We start from the raw sequence: 14,135 nt of genomic DNA, 5'->3' as shown, positions 1-14,135 counted from the left end.
ACGCAGAACGCGAGGTAAGTATGAGCGACACCCTTGGACTCTCCCGACGTGCCATTACGGCTACCGAGACGATTTTGCAGAAATACGGGGTGGATGGCGAGAAGGCCGGAGCCGGTTTCATAGCCGAGGTACTCGAAACTCTGGCAGCCAATGAGTTACTGACTTTCGGGTTTTCGGATCCGCTGCAGACCGGACCGCAGCCAGGTGACATGGAAAAGGCCTGTACGGTCATTCGTCTGCTCGCCGAGCGCTCAGGGACGCTGGCCACCATCTATATGGTGGCTGGCTTGCTCGGGCCGCTATGTCTTTCCTATGCCGGAACGGTTGCGCAAAAAAAGGCTTTGCTGCCGCGTGTTGCCGCAGGCGAGTTGCAGCTCGCTTTTGCTCTGACCGAGCCGGGAGCAGGGTCGGATGCGGCCGGCATCACGACTCAGGCCACACGATGGGACGATCACTATGTGGTGCGTGGAGAGAAAACCTATATCACCGGGGCGGCGACCGCCGACCTGATACTAACGGTTGCCCGAACCACCGAGGGTGGCGCCAAATCCTACGGTATCCTGCTTGTGCCTGGGGGTGCGGAGGGTCTGAGCGTAGAGCCGTTGAGCAAGCTTTCGGGTAATGCCTATCCCTCGTGTCGGGTCATGTTTGAGGAAGTCCTCGTGTCGGAAAGCGGAGTGCTCGGCGGGGAGGCGGGGGTAAACTCGGCATGGCCTCAGCTACGTAAGACGGGAACTCTCGAGCGCTTGATCGTCGCTGCCATGGCATGCGGGTTTGCCGATGCGGCGACGAATCGTGCCCTGCAGTTCGTTCAGGAGCGCCATCAGTTCGGCCAACCGTTGCGCGATTTTCAGGCCATTCAACATACCGTCGTCGAGATGAGCACTCTCGCCACTGGTATGCGTCTCTTTCTTGAGGATGCCATTCGTCAGCACGCAGAGGGCCATGACGCAACGCAGGCCATCTCCATGGCCAAGTATTTCTGCTCCGATCAGCTGCAAAAGGTCGTCGCGATGGCGGCACGGGTCATGGGCGGGCGCGCCTATTTCGACTTCGAGCCCGTATCGCGACTTTATCGCGAAGCCCCGTTCTGCCTCTATGCGGGCGGTACCATCGAGGTTCAGAAAATGCTCATAGCCCGGTCGCTGGGCATCTAGCTTGGCTGCCCGGCGCGGGAATGCTTTGGCCCGGCACGGACGCGCTTTGGCGATGGCCGAATTCCGAACAGCAGGGCGTAGAGCACCGGTACCGCGACTAGGGTGAGCAGCGTGGCGAAGGCGAGCCCGCCCATGATCGTCGCCGCCATGCTGGCGAAGAAGGCGTCGCCGAGCAGGGGGAGCATGCCGAGGATGGTGGTGCCGGCAGCCAGTACCACCGGCCGCAGGCGGCTGACGCTGGCTTCCACCACGGCCGGGCCGCCGGGCTTGCCCTCGCGGATCTGGGCGTCGATCTCGTCGAGCAGCACGATACCGTTCTTCATCAGCATGCCGGAGAGGCTGAGCAGCCCGAGCAGCGCCGTGAAGGTGAACGGCATGCCGCTGGCCAGCAGCCCGATCACCACGCCGCAGATCGACATGGGTACCACCAGCCACAGGATCAGCGGCTGGCGCCACTTGCCGAACAGCAGCACGCTGATCACCAGCATGGCGAGAAAACCCAACGGCAACTGGGCACGCAGCGAGGCCCGTGAGCGGCCGGAGGCCTCGTACTCGCCGCCCCACTCCAGGCGGTAACCGAGGGGCAGGGGAATCGCTTCGATGGGCGCGCGAATGCGTGAAAGGCCCTCGCTGGCGGTAACGCCACTCACCGTACTGGCCTGAACTGTCAGGGTGCGCATGCGGTCGCGGCGGCGGATGACACTCTCTTCACTGATGGTGTCGAAACGCTCGATGATCTGCCGCAGCGGGATAGGTACGTTGCCATTGGCGCTTTCCAACTGCCTCTCCTGCAGGCGCGTCACGTCCAGGCGCTCGTGCTCGGGTGGGCGCAGCACGATGGGAAGCAGGCGATCGTTTTCGCGATAGAGGGCTGCCTGAATACCGGTGGTGGCGAACTGTAGTGCGCGCATGGCCTTGTCGCGCTGAACTCCCGCCATGCGAGCGCGCTCCTCGTCGAATACCGGCTCGAGCACCAGTTCGCGCTGGCGCCAGTCGTCGACGATGTCCGTCACCAAGGGCTCGCGCTCCATGATTGCCTTGGCCTGGTCGCCCAGGTAGCGCAGCATGACCGGATCGGGGCCTGAGAAGCGTGCTTCGATACTGACGACGTTGGGCCCGAACATGAGGCGCTCGGTCCTGGCCTGCGCATCGGGGTGATGCACGTCGAGCCGCTGCCGCAGCCGTGCTGCCAGCGGATCTATCTGGTCGCGCTCGGCCGTGCGGATCATGAACAGACCGTAGCTGGAGCTGGGCCGTTCCGGTGTATAGGTGAGCACGAAGCGACTGGCGCCGCGCCCCACGAACTGCGTTACCGATAGCACTTCCGGCTGGGCGCGAAGAAAATCGTCGAGACCCTGCATGTGATGGTCCGTCGCGCGAATGTCGGTGCCCTGGGGCAGCTGATAGTGCAGGAAGAAGATGGGCGTATTCGAGGCGGGGAAGAAGGCCTGCTTGACGAAACCGAAGGCGAAGATGCAGCCGGAGGTGAACAGAATGAGGCTCAGTAGCGTAAGCAGGCGCCAGCGCAGCACGCCCTCGAGCAGCCGGCGATAGCCTCGATAGAGCCTGCCCGTATAGGGCGTCTTGGCCTCGTGCGCCGTTCTCAGCAGATAGTGCCCCAGCAGGGGCGTGACGGTGATGGCCAGTACCCAGCTCAGCAGCAGCGAAACGGCGATCACCGCGAACAGGGAAAAGAGCAGGTCGCCGGTGGTGTCGGGCGAGAGGCCGATGCCGGCAAACGCCATGATGCCGATGACCGTGGCGCCAAGCAGTGGTACCTGCGTGCGTTTGGCGGCGGTGCTGGCGGCGTCGCGGGCATTGGCTCCCCGCTGCATGCCGATCAGCATGCCTTCGGTCACCACGATGGCGTTGTCGACCAGCATGCCCATGGCGATGATCAGCGCGCCCAGCGAGATGCGCTCCATCTCGAGGCCGAGCACGCGCATGAACAGCAGTGTACCGAGTACCGTCAGCAGCAGGGTAGCGCCGACCACCAGGCCGGCCCGCCAGCCCATGAACAGACACAGCACGCCGATGACGATCGCCACGGCCAACGCCAGGCTAATGAGAAAGCTGCCGATGGCATCGTTGACCACCCGGTGCTGCTCGTAGATCGGATGGAGCTCGACGCCTAGCGGTATTCGCTCCTGTAGCTCGTGCAGCCGGGCCTCCACTGCCTGCCCAACCTCGACGATGTTGACGTCCGCCACCCCGGCGACGGCAAGCGTGAAGGCGGGCATCCCATTGAAGCGAATCAGATGATCGGGCAGCTCCGTTGCGCTGCGCCGGATCGTGGCGATATCGCCCAGGCTGATCTGCTCAGTAGTGCCGGGGCGACCGATGCGCAGCTCCTCCAGGTGAGCGGGGCTCGCCAACTGTTGGGAGAAGGCGATGCGCAGGCGGCGCTCATCCAGGGTGATGGCACCGCTCTCGGCGATGGCGCTGGCGGCACGCAGGGTTTCGATCACCTGCTCCAGCGGTACGCCAAGACTGGCCAGGCGCTCGCTGTCGAGATCCACGTACAAGGCCTCGCTGCGCTCGCCGGCGGTAGTGACCTTGGCGACGCCGCTCACCGTCAGCAGCTCCCGACGCAGGAACCTCGACAGGTCGCGGATTTCCGCATCGCTCAGTTCCGGCGTGGTGATTGCGTAGTAGATACCGTAGACGTCGCCGAAGTCGTCGTTGACCAGGGAAGGGCCGGCGCCCGGGGGCAGGCTGGCCTGGGCATCGCCGATCTTGCGTCGCAGCTCGTCCCAGAGCTGCGGCATGTTGCGGCTGGGATAGGCGCGCTTGATCTCGACCTCGACCTCGGAGATGCCAGGGCGTGAGCGCGAGCGAACGTAGTCGACGGCCGGTAGCTGCTGGATGGCCGATTCCAGCCTCTCGGTCACCTCCTGTTCGACCTGCTCGGCATTCGCCCCGGGGTAGGGGGTGGTAATGATGGCAGTCTTGAGGGTGAACGAGGGGTCTTCCAGCCGGCCCAGGGTCAGCATTGCCCACAGGCCCCCTAACAGGCAGGCCAGAATGATCAGCCAGGTCTGGACGGGGCGGTCGATGGCAGTGCGGGCGATGTCCATGAACGTGTCCTAGTCGAGGCGCGTTTGGGGCCTGACCCGCATGCCGTCGCGCAGCAGGTGGGTGCCGGAAGTGACGATCGGCTCGCCTTCCGCCAGGCCGTCGAGCACCGCCACACGGTCAGGCAGTGCAGCACCGAGGGTGACGGGGCGCGACGTTACCGTTTGCGACTCGGGATCGAACCTCCAGATGCGCATCTCGCCGTCGTTGCCGGGGTCCAGCGCTGAAATTGGCACCGTGACACCGGATGGCTCTGAGTCGCGCCGAGTGACGACGAGGTTCGCGGTCATGCCGGGCAACAGCTCGATCGCGTCTGGACGAGGCAGGGATACGCTGACCGGATAGCTTTGTCCTACCGGGTCGGCTTGGGGGCGGTGCTCCCGATAGCGGACCGGTAAGCGCCGTTCGGGAGCAGCCTCGAAGATGGCCTCCATTCGGTACGTATCGGGATGCTCGAGGATGGCGCTGAGCCGCTCGGGCACATGAAAGCGCAGGAGAAGCTCGCTCATGTCCTGCACCCGCAATATCGGCGTGTTCGCGGCTACGGTGGCGAAAGGTTCGGCCAGCCTGCGGGTCACCAGAGCGTCGAAGGGGGCTTCGAGACGGGCGTAGGCGAGCTGCCGGCGAGCCTGCTCGAGCGCCACGGCTTGGGTATGAAATTCGGCCTCTGCCTGCTCGAAGCTCGCCGTCGAGGCGGCGTTCTGGGTATGCAGTCGGCGCAGGCGCTCGTACTCTCGCCGGGCCTGCTCATGCCGCGTCTCCACCTGGCGCAGCGCCAGTTCGAAGTCGGTGGTATCAAGCATCGCCAAGGTTTCGCCGCGTGGTACGAAGGCACCTTCGCGTGGGCCCTGCTCGAGGAGTTGGCCGCCGACCTGGAAGGCCAGATCGACAGTGCTGGCGGCTTCAACACGGGCAACGAAGCGGTGGCTCGGCGCGGGGAGCGACATGGCGTTTTCCACCCGCACCGGGCGTATCACCTCCTCGCCGTCGGTGCTGGCGCCACCCTCGGTGCAGGCGGTAAGGCCCAGCGCGAGCGACAGGAAGAGCAGCATCCGCGGCCATCTGGACAGTGTGCGTGCGAGTGGAAACGCCATCGGGATCATTTTGTTAACGCCGTTAATATATTTGGCTTGAATGTATTGTTAACGCTGTTAATATGTCAAGCGACAAATGACACGAAGCGAGAATTCGCGTGACGGAAAACGACAGTGCGCCGAAGCGTAGGCGGCGGAAGAAGGAGAAGCTGAGCGTGCGGCAGATCGCCGAGGCGGCGCTGTTACTGGTGAACCGGGATGGCCTGGATGGACTGACGATGCGAGCCTTGGCCGATGCCATGGACGTGCAGGCGCCGGTGATCTACCGCCACGTGGCCGACAAGCGGCAATTGCTCGATGAAATGGCCGATGCCATCGTGGCTGCCGTTCCGCTGGGCGGGCTCGATGACGAGGATGCCTATGTCAATCTGGCCGAGTTCGTCCGGCGCCTACGGCGTACCTTGCTGAGGTATCGTGACGGTGCGCGTATCGTGGGTGGCAGCTACTCCGCCAAGCACAGCACCTTGCGCGGCGCCGAAACGCTGATGGAGCTGCTGGTGAAAGCCGGGCTCGACCGCGACCGGGCGCTCTGGGCGATGACCACGCTGCTCTCTTTCATTCTCGGCGAAACGCTAGAGCAGCAGGGGCTGCCCGACGAACCCGGGGAGGCCACGGCGACCATTACCGCTTCCCTCGGCGAGGTGCTGGCAAGTCCTGACTTCCGCCATCTCGATACGGAACTGATGGCGCGACGCTTCTTCGATTTCGACGGTCGCTTCGAATTCGGCCTATCACTGGTGTTGGCAGGAGTGCGTGAGCAGGCTGCCGGCACGGGGCGTGAGAGAACCGATCGCACTTGATGCCTCGATCATCGAGGTATAGGTTTCTCCCATGACCAAAGCGAAATCCGAAGCGGCCGCCGGCCGCCGGATCCCCGACTACAGTGACCCTTCCTACTGGCGCGGCACGATCAAGATGTCGCTGTCGAAGTTCTTCGTGCTCAGCGTGCTGCATCGCAAGCCGATGCACGGTTACGAGGTGGTGCAGGCGGTGGAGAAGAGCACCAACGGCTGCTGCAGCCCCTCGGAGGGCACGGTCTATCCGGTGCTCAACGAGTTCGAAGCGGGGGGGTATCTCTGCTCGACGAACGAGGTGGTGCAGGGGCGCTCGCGTAAGGTCTACGCACTGACGGAAAAGGGGCGGGATGCCTTTCAGGTGGCGGTGGACGCCTGGCTGGAGGCCACGGACTGCATCGTCGAGAGCCGCCGTATGGCCGCTGGGGCAGTGAAACGGGAGGAGCGGGAAGGATGAGTGCGGCGCGTTTTTCCAGGTCCCAATACCTCGATGATCGAGGTAGCCGATGAGCTCGCGCACCGGTGTGGTCTTCGCCCTGGGCGTTTCCCAGACGCTTGCCTGGGGCTCGACCTACTATTTGCCGGCCATCCTGGCCGTGCCCATGGCGCAAGACCTCGGCCTTACCACGGGTACGGTATTCGCGGCGTTCTCCTCGGCATTGGTGGTGTCGGCCGTGCTGGGGCCGGCGGTAGGTCGGCGCATCGACAGATTTGGCGGACGCGACGTGCTGGCTGCCTCGAGCCTGGTATTCGCCCTGGGTCTGGTGCTGCTGGGTCTGGCGGATGGGCCCGTGCTGCTATGGGCAGGTTGGCTGGTGATCGGTGTCGGCATGGGCATGGGGCTGTACGAATCGGCCTTCTCGACCCTGGCCGGGCTCTATGGCCGCGAGGCGCGCGGCGCCATTACCGGTATTACGCTACTGGCGGGCTTTGCCAGCACGGTGTGCTGGCCGATCACCGGCTGGCTCAACGCCGAATTCGGCTGGCAGAACGCCTGCTTTACCTGGGCGGCGATACACCTGCTGCTGGGTCTGCCGCTCAACCGGCTGCTGATTCCGTTCGGTGTCCAGCCGCCCGCGGCTCACGCCGAGACGGCAGTCGCCGAGGCGAATTCGACCTGGCTGCCCATGGCGCTACTGGCTTTCGTCTTCGCCGTGACCTGGTTCGTCAGCACCGCCATGGCGGCGCACCTGCCGTGGCTGCTGCAGATCGCCGGCCTCTCGCCCGCCGCCGCCATCGCGGCCGCGGCGCTGGTCGGGCCGGCTCAGGTGGCGGCGCGACTACTCGAGTTCTCGCTGCTGCGGCGCTTTCATCCCTTGCTTTCGGCCAAGCTGGCGGTGGTGGCGCATCCCATTGGCGCGCTCGCCGTGATGACGCTGGGGGCACCGCTGGCCACGCTGTTCGTGCTGCTTCACGGCGCCGGCAACGGCATTCTCACCATCGCCAAGGGCACGCTGCCGCTGGCCATTTTCGGCCCCCACGGCTATGGCCTGCGCCAGGGCGTGCTGATGGTGCCGGCACGCTTCGGCCAGGCGCTGGCGCCGCTGGCCTTCGCTCTGTTGATCGAGCGCTTCGGCACCCAGGCGCTGCTGTTCTCCTCAGCCCTGGGGCTTGCCGCCCTGGTGGCGCTGCTCGTCCTGCAAACCCACGCCATGAAGGAGGCGACATGAGGCTTCGCACGCTCAATGATCCCGATTATCTACCGGCCCTCGACGAGCGCTTCGCTCTTCGGCAGCCCGGCCAGGGCTTGCCCGATCCGCTGGGCCATCCGCCGCGCATCCTGCTGCTCTACGGTTCGCTGCGGGAGCGCTCCTATTCGCGTCTGGCGGTGGAGGAAGCCGCGCGGCTGCTGCGCTATTTCGGCGCCGAGACGCGGATCTTCAACCCTTCCGATCTACCGCTGCCGGATCAGGTGCCGGGCGATGATCACCCGGCAGTGCGGGAGCTGCGCGAGCTGGCGCTGTGGTCCGAAGGGCAGGTGTGGTGCAGCCCCGAGCGCCACGGCCAGATCACCGGCGTGATGAAAACCCAGATCGACCATCTGCCGCTGAGCATGGGCGCGGTGCGGCCCACCCAGGGGCGCACCCTGGCGGTGATGCAGGTCAGCGGCGGTTCGCAGTCGTTCAATGCGGTGAACACGCTGCGGCTGCTGGGGCGCTGGATGCGCATGTTCACCATCCCCAATCAGTCCAGCGTGCCCAAGGCATACCAGGAATTCGATGAGGCCGGGCGCATGCGACCCTCGCCGCTCTACGACCGCATCGCCGACGTGATGGAGGAGCTGGTGCGCTTCACCCTGCTACTGCGGCCCCACGCCGAAACGCTGGTGGACCGCTACTCGGAGCGCCGCGAGGCGGCCGGTGCCGAGGCCGACCCGGTGACCGACAGGGCGGTGATCAGCCAGGCTTCCTGATAGGTCAAAACGCGAGAGCCAGCCGCAGCCTGTCCTTGTGCTGGATGCCGTTCTCGTAGATCGGTTCATCGTAGTGGGTGAGGAAGTAGTCACGCTCCACGGCGACGACCCGAAATCCTGCACGCTGGTAGAAGGCGAGCTGGTAACCGAAGGTGCCGGTGCCCAGTTCGAGGCGCCGTGCACCCGATTCCCGAACCGTTGCGATGGCGTGATCCAGTAACCGTGCACCGATGCCCTTGCGCTGATGTGCCGGGGCGACGGCGATATTCATCAGCTCATGAACGTCATCTTCTATGGGCTGGATGACATAGGTGCCCACGATCTCCCCCTCGACTGTCGCGACATGGCAGATCGAGCGTTCGAGGTAGTGCTTGATGGCGTCTAGCGAGGGATCGGCCTCCAGCAGAAGGTTGAGAGGTGCCTCTGCGCTGGGTGCGGATTTGATCAGCATGTCGATGTTCCTGCGGCTTATCGGGTAGCTGCCGCATTCTATGTGACGACGCGCCAACTGCCGAGGCTACAGGGATGAGGCCGGGGCGCCAAGCGCCCCGGTGTTCGGCCATTGAGTGCCCTCAGGCCGGCTGCAGCTGGCGCTTGGCCGTAACTTCACTGTGCAATTGCTCGACCAGCCGGTCGATGCGCGCCAGGGCGCTCTCTGTCGAGGCGGCCAGTGCCTCGCCGCCTTCCTCCTGGTGCTCGATGGCGATGCTGTGAAAGCCGCCGATGCCGATGAACTGCAGGGCGGTGCGTGCGCCCGGCTCCATATGGTTGAGCTCGCCCAAACGTCCCCCGGGGTCGAAGCCGTGATCGCCGCGGGAGGAGAGCAGCACCGCGTGGCGCGGCCGGTCGGCCATTAGCGGAATGTAGTGCGTCAGCGGCAGGTAAGGGTGGTCACCATATTGCGGGTCGTAATCGACGGTGCGGCCCAGGCGGACGATATTGTCGATCCAGGCCTTGAACGCGGCCGGCGGGCCGAAGTTGTACATCGGTACGCCGAGCACCAGGATGTCGGCCCGTATGACCTCATCCACCAGGGCATCGCTTTCGGCAAGCACTGACTGCATGGATTCGCTGCGATTTTCGGCGGGCGTGAAGGCGGCCTCGATCCACTCGACGCTGGTCAAAGGAGGCGGATTGGCGCCGATGTCCCGATAGACGACCTCGGCCTCCGGCTCCAGAGCTCTCCAACGAGTAATGAAGTGGTGGGTCAATCGGCGGGTGTGGGAGCCGTGATCGTGGGTGCCGGCACGGCCGGGGCGTGGGCTGGCATCGAGATGGAGTAGACGTGTCATGGGATTTCTCCTTTAATTGGACATAGGTTCTTTTGGGTGAATCTGTTTCAGGCGTGTTTGATAGCCTGTGCCAAGCATTGATTGGCAACAAACGACGATTCTTTTTTGATATCGGAAAATTAAACTCATCCATGATGCCGCGACGACTCCCTTCGCTCTCCGCCCTGCGCGCCTTCGAGGCGGCGGCGCGCCACCTCAGCGCCAAGCGCGCTGCCGAGGAGCTTTCGGTCACGCCGACGGCGATCAGCCATCAGATCCGCCAGCTCGAGGAGAGCCTGGGGGTGGCTCTGTTCGTGCGGCGGCCGCGGCAGCTGGTGCTGACGACTCAGGGCCAGGCGTTGCTCACCGTACTGAGCGACTCCTTCGATGCCATCGCCGAGACGGTGACCAAGCTGCGGCGTCCGCCGGCGCGGCAGGCGGTAACCCTTTCCACCACACCGGCCGTTGCCGCACGTTGGCTGTTGCCCTGGGTCTGCCTGCTGCGCGATGCCCATCCGCAAATCGACTTGAGCATTCAGGTCTCACACAAAGCGGTCGCCCTGGATGGTGTCGTTGCTGACATGGCGATTCGCTATGGCGAGGGCCCCTGGCCCGGGCTGGTCGCGGAGAAGCTGTTCGACAATGTCTTCGTACCCGTCTGCAGCCCCATGCTGAAGCTGCGTGAACCGGCCGAACTGGTGCGCCATACGCTGCTGCACTTCTCTTCACCCGCGCCGTTGGATTGGGCGGCCTGGCAGCGCCAGGTCCAAGTCCCGGGGCTCGACGTCAGCGCTGGACTGATGTTCTCCGACGAAACCCATGGCATCGCCGCCGCGCTAGATGGCCAGGGCATAGCCCTGATGAGCCGGTATCTGGTCGAGGAGGAGCTGCGTCAGGGGCGTCTGATGCAGCCATTCGGTCCCGAGGTAAAGGCCGCACCCTTCCAGCTCGTCTACCCACCTGAGCGGCTCGAGGAGCCGGCCATTGCTGCCGTGCGTGAATGGATCATCGGGTTGCTGGATCCCCAGGCCAGAGAGAGCGGTTGCCGTGCGATAGTCGAGCGCCAGTCATGACCTCAGTCGTGTCAGCTTGTCGGGATTGCGCACGATGAAGATATCCGTGGCCTGGCCTGAGCGGTCGTAGCCGAAGGTCACCGTCGCGACGACGCTTCCCTCTCGGTACATCATGAAACCGGGACCGCCGTTGATGTCGGCCACGCGCCACAGATAGTCAGCCCAGTATTGGCTCAGGCGGCTGGCCAGGAAGTCGAGTACGGCCGACTTGCCGTGCAGCGGCTCGAGCAGGGTTGGCACCTTGCCGCCGCCATCGGCGCTGAGGCGGACCTCGGCCGAGAGCAGGTTCGCGAGCCGCGCCGTGGTGCCTTCGGTGATGGCGAGCCGGAACGCTTCCAGCAGCGCCTGCTGGCGCTCCCGCGGAGGAGCATGGCGCTGCTCGGCAGCCAGCAGGTTGGCTCGCGCCCGGGAAACCAACTTGCGGCAGGCCGGCTCCTTGAGTTCGAGCATGGTGGCGATTTCGGCGTAGGGCGTGTCGAAGATCTCATGCAGCAGGTAGGCTACCCGCTCCTTGGGCGAGAGGCGTTCCAGCAGCAGCAGGAAGGCGGTGGAGAGAGAGTCGGCCAGCTGCATGCTGCGTTCCGCATCGGATACGGCGGTGGTCGGGATGGGCTCGGGCAGCCAGGCACCCACGTAGTCGACCCTGGCCCGGTGGGCATTGCCCAACAGATCGAGGCAGCGTCGCGTGCAGGCCGTGGTCAGCCAGGCGTGAGGCGTATCGATAGCCTCACGATCCGCTGCCTGCCATTTGAGAAAGGTGTCCTGCACCGCATCCTCGGCGTCGGCGCGCGAGCCGAGGATGCGATAGGCCAGCCCCAGCAGCATGGGGCGGGCCTCTTCGAAGCGCAGAAAATCGGCAGAAGGCATCAGGCTGTCTCGGCTATCGGCGCTGAGCTGTCCTTGGCCCAGGCCACCGTGGCGGCGTGGATCACAGGCGGATGGGCCAGCAGGGGCGACACTGCTGCCATATAGGCATCGTAGGCCGGCCCCTGCATGAAAGCCTGTGGATCCGCGCCGACGGCATAGCGCTGGAAGACGCGAATGGTGTCGGGATCGCTGTCATCGTAACAGTAGAAATAGGCGTCGTGGACCTGGCGCGCCTGGATGCTGGGCGCCAGGTGAGTCTCCCAGGCGCGGCGTACCTCGTCGCGCTTGCCGGGCAGTGCCTTGTGGGTGATGAACAGAGTGCTCTGGCTCATATGTGGCTCCTGAATCGCTGAGGTGGAGAGATGAAGGCCGAGTGACCGTCACTGTCATGACGATTCAAATGGGCGTAATGTGACATGCGCCTGCCCGCCTTTCGTTCGAATTATCAGGTGAGCCAGACAGGCACTACTCTCGCTCCGGATGGAGCGGCATCAGTCGACCACGTTCACGATAGAGCCCGATGTCGCGCAGCATACGGGCATCGCACTCTTTCAATGCGACATGATGACGATGCTTGGCAGAGCGGTAGCGGCCTTGTTTGAACCAAGACTTGAGCTTGGGCAGTTTCATGTTGCCTCCCTAGGAAAGTGGGATTGCTTTGCCACTTTCCCGCTCCGCTCAACAGAGCACACTCCGTTTATTGCCCTCGAAAGCGTTCATTGGCTGGTAGAGCCGGCCAGCCAAAGTGCCCGTGCATCGAGAGGGGCGCCGCCCGGCGGCCAAGGTTCGGGCCTTCATCGATCTGCTGGCCGGGCGGCTGAGGAAGCCGTGCTGCGCTAGGCGGCGGCCTGCTGCTCCTTGTCGTAGTTGATCATCCAGGCGACGCCGAACTTGTCCACCAGCATGCCGAAACGATGCGCCCAGAAGGTCTCTTCGAGGGGCATCTGCACGTTGCCGTTGTCGGCCAGCGCATTGAAGAGCTTTTCGGCCTGCTCAACGGAGTCGACTCCCACCGCGATGCTGGCGCCCTTGATGCCTTCGTAGGGCGCGGGGCAACCGGGGGAGTTATCCGATGCCATCAGCAGTTGATCGCCGATGCGCAGGCGGGCGTGCATGATCAGGTCGCGGGCTTCCTCGGGTATTTCCATGCCTTCACTGGCGGGCATTTCGCCATAGGTGGATACGGCTTCGAGCTTGGCATCGAAGCAGCGCTGGTAGAACTCGAAGGCTTCGCGACAGTTGCCGTCGAAGATCAGGTAGGTGGAAAGCTGCATGGTGAATCTCCAGGGGTTGTTGTTGGTACCGCTTCCCTACTTCGATTCAACATAGTCGCTTTCGACATGCCCCTTTATTTTTTAACGGCCAGTTGGCATGGCCAGACGCTGGAGGCGAACGGCCTGCTGGACAAGGGCATCGCAAAGCGCCGGTGGGTCGAGGATTTCGAAGTCGTAGGGCTGATGGGCGAGCTGGCGAGCGAACCAGGTCAGGCTGTCGGTTCGAGCATGCAGCAGCACGGCGTTGCCGTCGGGAGTGAACACGCCGATATGGCGACCCAGCTCTTCGACGGCATGAGCAAGATCGGTGTGCAGGCGCACGCTGACGGCGGTGGCGCGGGGCAGGTTGGCGATGCTGTGGGCTAGGTGTGCGGCCGGGTCGAAGTCGGCCGGCCTGTCGAAGCTGGCCTCGAGCGGTGTGGCCTCAATGATGCGGTCGAGGCGAAAGCTGCGCAGGTCGCGGCGTAAGTGGCACCAGCCGCTGACGTACCAGCGCCCGCCGCGGAAGACCAGGCCATAGGGGTTGAGCACACGCTGGGTGTGCTGCTCCCGGTCGTCGCGGTAGTCGAGCCGCACGCGCTGGCGGGCCTGGGTGGCGGTGGCGAACAATAGCAGCAGGCGCTCGTCGCCCGGAGCCCTGGCCGAGGGCAATTCCAGCCGGGCGCTCTCGCTCAGTGCCTGTGCCTGCTGTTTCAGCCTGGCGGGCATGACCCGCTCCAGCTTGGCCCGCGCGGTGTCCAGCGCCGGGGCCGTTTCGGCAATGCCTAACCCTTGAGCGGCGAGCAGCCCCAGCGAGACGGCCAGCGCCTCTTCGCTGGTCAGCATCAGCGGTGGCAGCTTGAAGCCCGGCATCAGGCGGTAGCCGCCGTGCCGTCCCCGCTCGGTGGTGACGGGAATACCGAGCTCTTCCAGCGCCTGGATGTACCGCCTAAGCGTACGCCGGTCGACGCCCAGCCGTTCGGCTAGCTCCCGGCCGCTCATGTGGCGATGGGCCTGCAGCAGTTCGAGCAGTGTCAGCACGCGAACGGTGGGATTGGCCACGCTGAAGGTTCCTGTTTCCAATAGGACATGATTCGCCCTATTTAGCCATTACCTTGCTGACAAGGCCAAGCGCAGA

Annotated in this window: 15 protein-coding genes; 6 read left to right on the top strand and 9 right to left on the bottom strand. The window is 64.5% G+C overall.

The window, feature by feature from the left end; all coding sequences use genetic code 11:
• Nucleotides 1-20 precede the first annotated feature (20 nt).
• A complete protein-coding gene (locus tag B8115_RS21020) occupies nt 21-1,157 on the top strand; it encodes an acyl-CoA dehydrogenase family protein (protein WP_010629834.1) in 1,137 nt (378 codons plus the stop codon).
• Here B8115_RS21020 and B8115_RS21015 read toward each other — a convergent pair.
• Together B8115_RS21015 and B8115_RS21010 are read right to left on the bottom strand one after the other, a co-directional pair.
• Entirely contained in the window at nt 1,154-4,234 is a 3,081-nt protein-coding gene (locus B8115_RS21015; RefSeq protein ID WP_010629833.1) for an efflux RND transporter permease subunit, read from the bottom strand. The two genes, B8115_RS21020 and B8115_RS21015, sit on opposite strands and share 4 nt — an antisense overlap.
• Before the next feature lie 9 nt (nt 4,235-4,243).
• Nucleotides 4,244-5,284, bottom strand: a complete 1,041-nt coding sequence (locus B8115_RS21010; RefSeq protein ID WP_010629832.1) for an efflux RND transporter periplasmic adaptor subunit — start codon at nt 5,282-5,284, stop codon at nt 4,244-4,246.
• Between the two features lie 197 nt (nt 5,285-5,481).
• Between B8115_RS21010 and B8115_RS21005 the strand changes: the two genes are divergently transcribed.
• From B8115_RS21005 to arsH, 4 genes are read left to right on the top strand one after another with little or no spacing between them, the layout of a single operon-like run.
• Entirely contained in the window at nt 5,482-6,126 is a 645-nt protein-coding gene (locus B8115_RS21005; protein ID WP_010629831.1) for a TetR/AcrR family transcriptional regulator C-terminal domain-containing protein, read from the top strand.
• Between the two features lie 31 nt (nt 6,127-6,157).
• Nucleotides 6,158-6,577 carry a PadR family transcriptional regulator gene (locus tag B8115_RS21000; RefSeq protein WP_010629830.1) on the top strand — a complete coding sequence of 140 codons (420 nt, stop codon included), beginning with the start codon at nt 6,158-6,160 and terminating at the stop codon, nt 6,575-6,577.
• A gap of 49 nt (nt 6,578-6,626) precedes the next feature.
• Nucleotides 6,627-7,790, top strand: a complete 1,164-nt coding sequence (locus tag B8115_RS20995; RefSeq protein WP_010629829.1) for an MFS transporter — start codon at nt 6,627-6,629, stop codon at nt 7,788-7,790.
• Nucleotides 7,787-8,533, top strand: a complete 747-nt coding sequence (arsH, locus tag B8115_RS20990) for an arsenical resistance protein ArsH (protein ID WP_010629828.1) — start codon at nt 7,787-7,789, stop codon at nt 8,531-8,533. The genes B8115_RS20995 and arsH overlap by 4 nt, the downstream gene beginning before the upstream one ends.
• Before the next feature lie 4 nt (nt 8,534-8,537).
• Here the strand turns inward: arsH and B8115_RS20985 are convergent, their stop codons facing one another.
• Both B8115_RS20985 and B8115_RS20980 read right to left on the bottom strand, forming a co-directional pair.
• The gene (locus tag B8115_RS20985) at nt 8,538-8,984 is read right to left on the bottom strand and encodes a GNAT family N-acetyltransferase (protein ID WP_010629827.1); all 447 of its coding nucleotides are present in this window, start codon (nt 8,982-8,984) and stop codon (nt 8,538-8,540) included.
• A 121-nt stretch (nt 8,985-9,105) separates the two neighbouring features.
• Nucleotides 9,106-9,825 (bottom strand): FMN-dependent NADH-azoreductase, encoded by a 720-nt coding sequence (locus tag B8115_RS20980; protein ID WP_010629826.1) that lies wholly within the window; start codon nt 9,823-9,825, stop codon nt 9,106-9,108.
• A gap of 131 nt (nt 9,826-9,956) precedes the next feature.
• On the opposite strand from B8115_RS20980, the gene gcvA reads away from it, so the two are divergent.
• Nucleotides 9,957-10,877, top strand: a complete 921-nt coding sequence (gcvA, locus tag B8115_RS20975) for a transcriptional regulator GcvA (protein ID WP_010629825.1) — start codon at nt 9,957-9,959, stop codon at nt 10,875-10,877.
• Here gcvA and sigJ read toward each other — a convergent pair.
• The 5 genes from sigJ to B8115_RS20955 form a co-directional block, all read right to left on the bottom strand.
• Nucleotides 10,872-11,744: an RNA polymerase sigma factor SigJ gene (sigJ, locus tag B8115_RS20970; protein ID WP_010629824.1), complete on the bottom strand. Its 873-nt coding sequence runs from the start codon at nt 11,742-11,744 to the stop codon at nt 10,872-10,874. The two genes, gcvA and sigJ, sit on opposite strands and share 6 nt — an antisense overlap.
• Nucleotides 11,744-12,076: a putative quinol monooxygenase gene (locus B8115_RS20965; RefSeq protein WP_010629823.1), complete on the bottom strand. Its 333-nt coding sequence runs from the start codon at nt 12,074-12,076 to the stop codon at nt 11,744-11,746. Before B8115_RS20965 ends, sigJ begins: the two co-directional genes overlap by 1 nt.
• A gap of 133 nt (nt 12,077-12,209) precedes the next feature.
• Nucleotides 12,210-12,374, bottom strand: a complete 165-nt coding sequence (locus tag B8115_RS23680) for a hypothetical protein (RefSeq protein WP_158409666.1) — start codon at nt 12,372-12,374, stop codon at nt 12,210-12,212.
• Between the two features lie 206 nt (nt 12,375-12,580).
• A complete protein-coding gene (locus tag B8115_RS20960; RefSeq protein ID WP_010629822.1) occupies nt 12,581-13,018 on the bottom strand; it encodes a VOC family protein in 438 nt (145 codons plus the stop codon).
• Between the two features lie 81 nt (nt 13,019-13,099).
• Nucleotides 13,100-14,059: a YafY family protein gene (locus B8115_RS20955; protein ID WP_010629821.1), complete on the bottom strand. Its 960-nt coding sequence runs from the start codon at nt 14,057-14,059 to the stop codon at nt 13,100-13,102.
• Nucleotides 14,060-14,135 lie beyond the last annotated feature (76 nt).

This window comes from Halomonas sp. KM-1, assembly GCF_000246875.1.
Classification (GTDB): Bacteria; Pseudomonadota; Gammaproteobacteria; order Pseudomonadales; family Halomonadaceae; genus Halomonas; species Halomonas aerodenitrificans.
Note: the sequence above shows the minus strand (reverse complement) of the source record. Positions and strands in the feature narration are given on the sequence as shown.

Excerpts from the sequence above, each read along its gene's own strand:
- B8115_RS21000 (WP_010629830.1), top strand. The coding sequence starts at position 6,158 with ATGACCAAAGCGAAATCCGAAGCGGCCGCCGGCCGCCGGATCCCCGAC.
- B8115_RS20980 (WP_010629826.1), bottom strand. The coding sequence starts at position 9,825 with ATGACACGTCTACTCCATCTCGATGCCAGCCCACGCCCCGGCCGTGCC.
- B8115_RS20995 (WP_010629829.1), top strand. The coding sequence starts at position 6,627 with ATGAGCTCGCGCACCGGTGTGGTCTTCGCCCTGGGCGTTTCCCAGACG.
- B8115_RS20965 (WP_010629823.1), bottom strand. The coding sequence starts at position 12,076 with ATGAGCCAGAGCACTCTGTTCATCACCCACAAGGCACTGCCCGGCAAG.
- B8115_RS21020 (WP_010629834.1), top strand. The coding sequence starts at position 21 with ATGAGCGACACCCTTGGACTCTCCCGACGTGCCATTACGGCTACCGAG.
- B8115_RS21010 (WP_010629832.1), bottom strand. The coding sequence starts at position 5,284 with ATGCTGCTCTTCCTGTCGCTCGCGCTGGGCCTTACCGCCTGCACCGAG.
- arsH (WP_010629828.1), top strand. The coding sequence starts at position 7,787 with ATGAGGCTTCGCACGCTCAATGATCCCGATTATCTACCGGCCCTCGAC.
- sigJ (WP_010629824.1), bottom strand. The coding sequence starts at position 11,744 with ATGCCTTCTGCCGATTTTCTGCGCTTCGAAGAGGCCCGCCCCATGCTG.
- B8115_RS20985 (WP_010629827.1), bottom strand. The coding sequence starts at position 8,984 with ATGCTGATCAAATCCGCACCCAGCGCAGAGGCACCTCTCAACCTTCTG.
- B8115_RS20960 (WP_010629822.1), bottom strand. The coding sequence starts at position 13,018 with ATGCAGCTTTCCACCTACCTGATCTTCGACGGCAACTGTCGCGAAGCC.
- B8115_RS23680 (WP_158409666.1), bottom strand. The coding sequence starts at position 12,374 with ATGAAACTGCCCAAGCTCAAGTCTTGGTTCAAACAAGGCCGCTACCGC.
- B8115_RS21015 (WP_010629833.1), bottom strand. The coding sequence starts at position 4,234 with ATGGACATCGCCCGCACTGCCATCGACCGCCCCGTCCAGACCTGGCTG.
- gcvA (WP_010629825.1), top strand. The coding sequence starts at position 9,957 with ATGATGCCGCGACGACTCCCTTCGCTCTCCGCCCTGCGCGCCTTCGAG.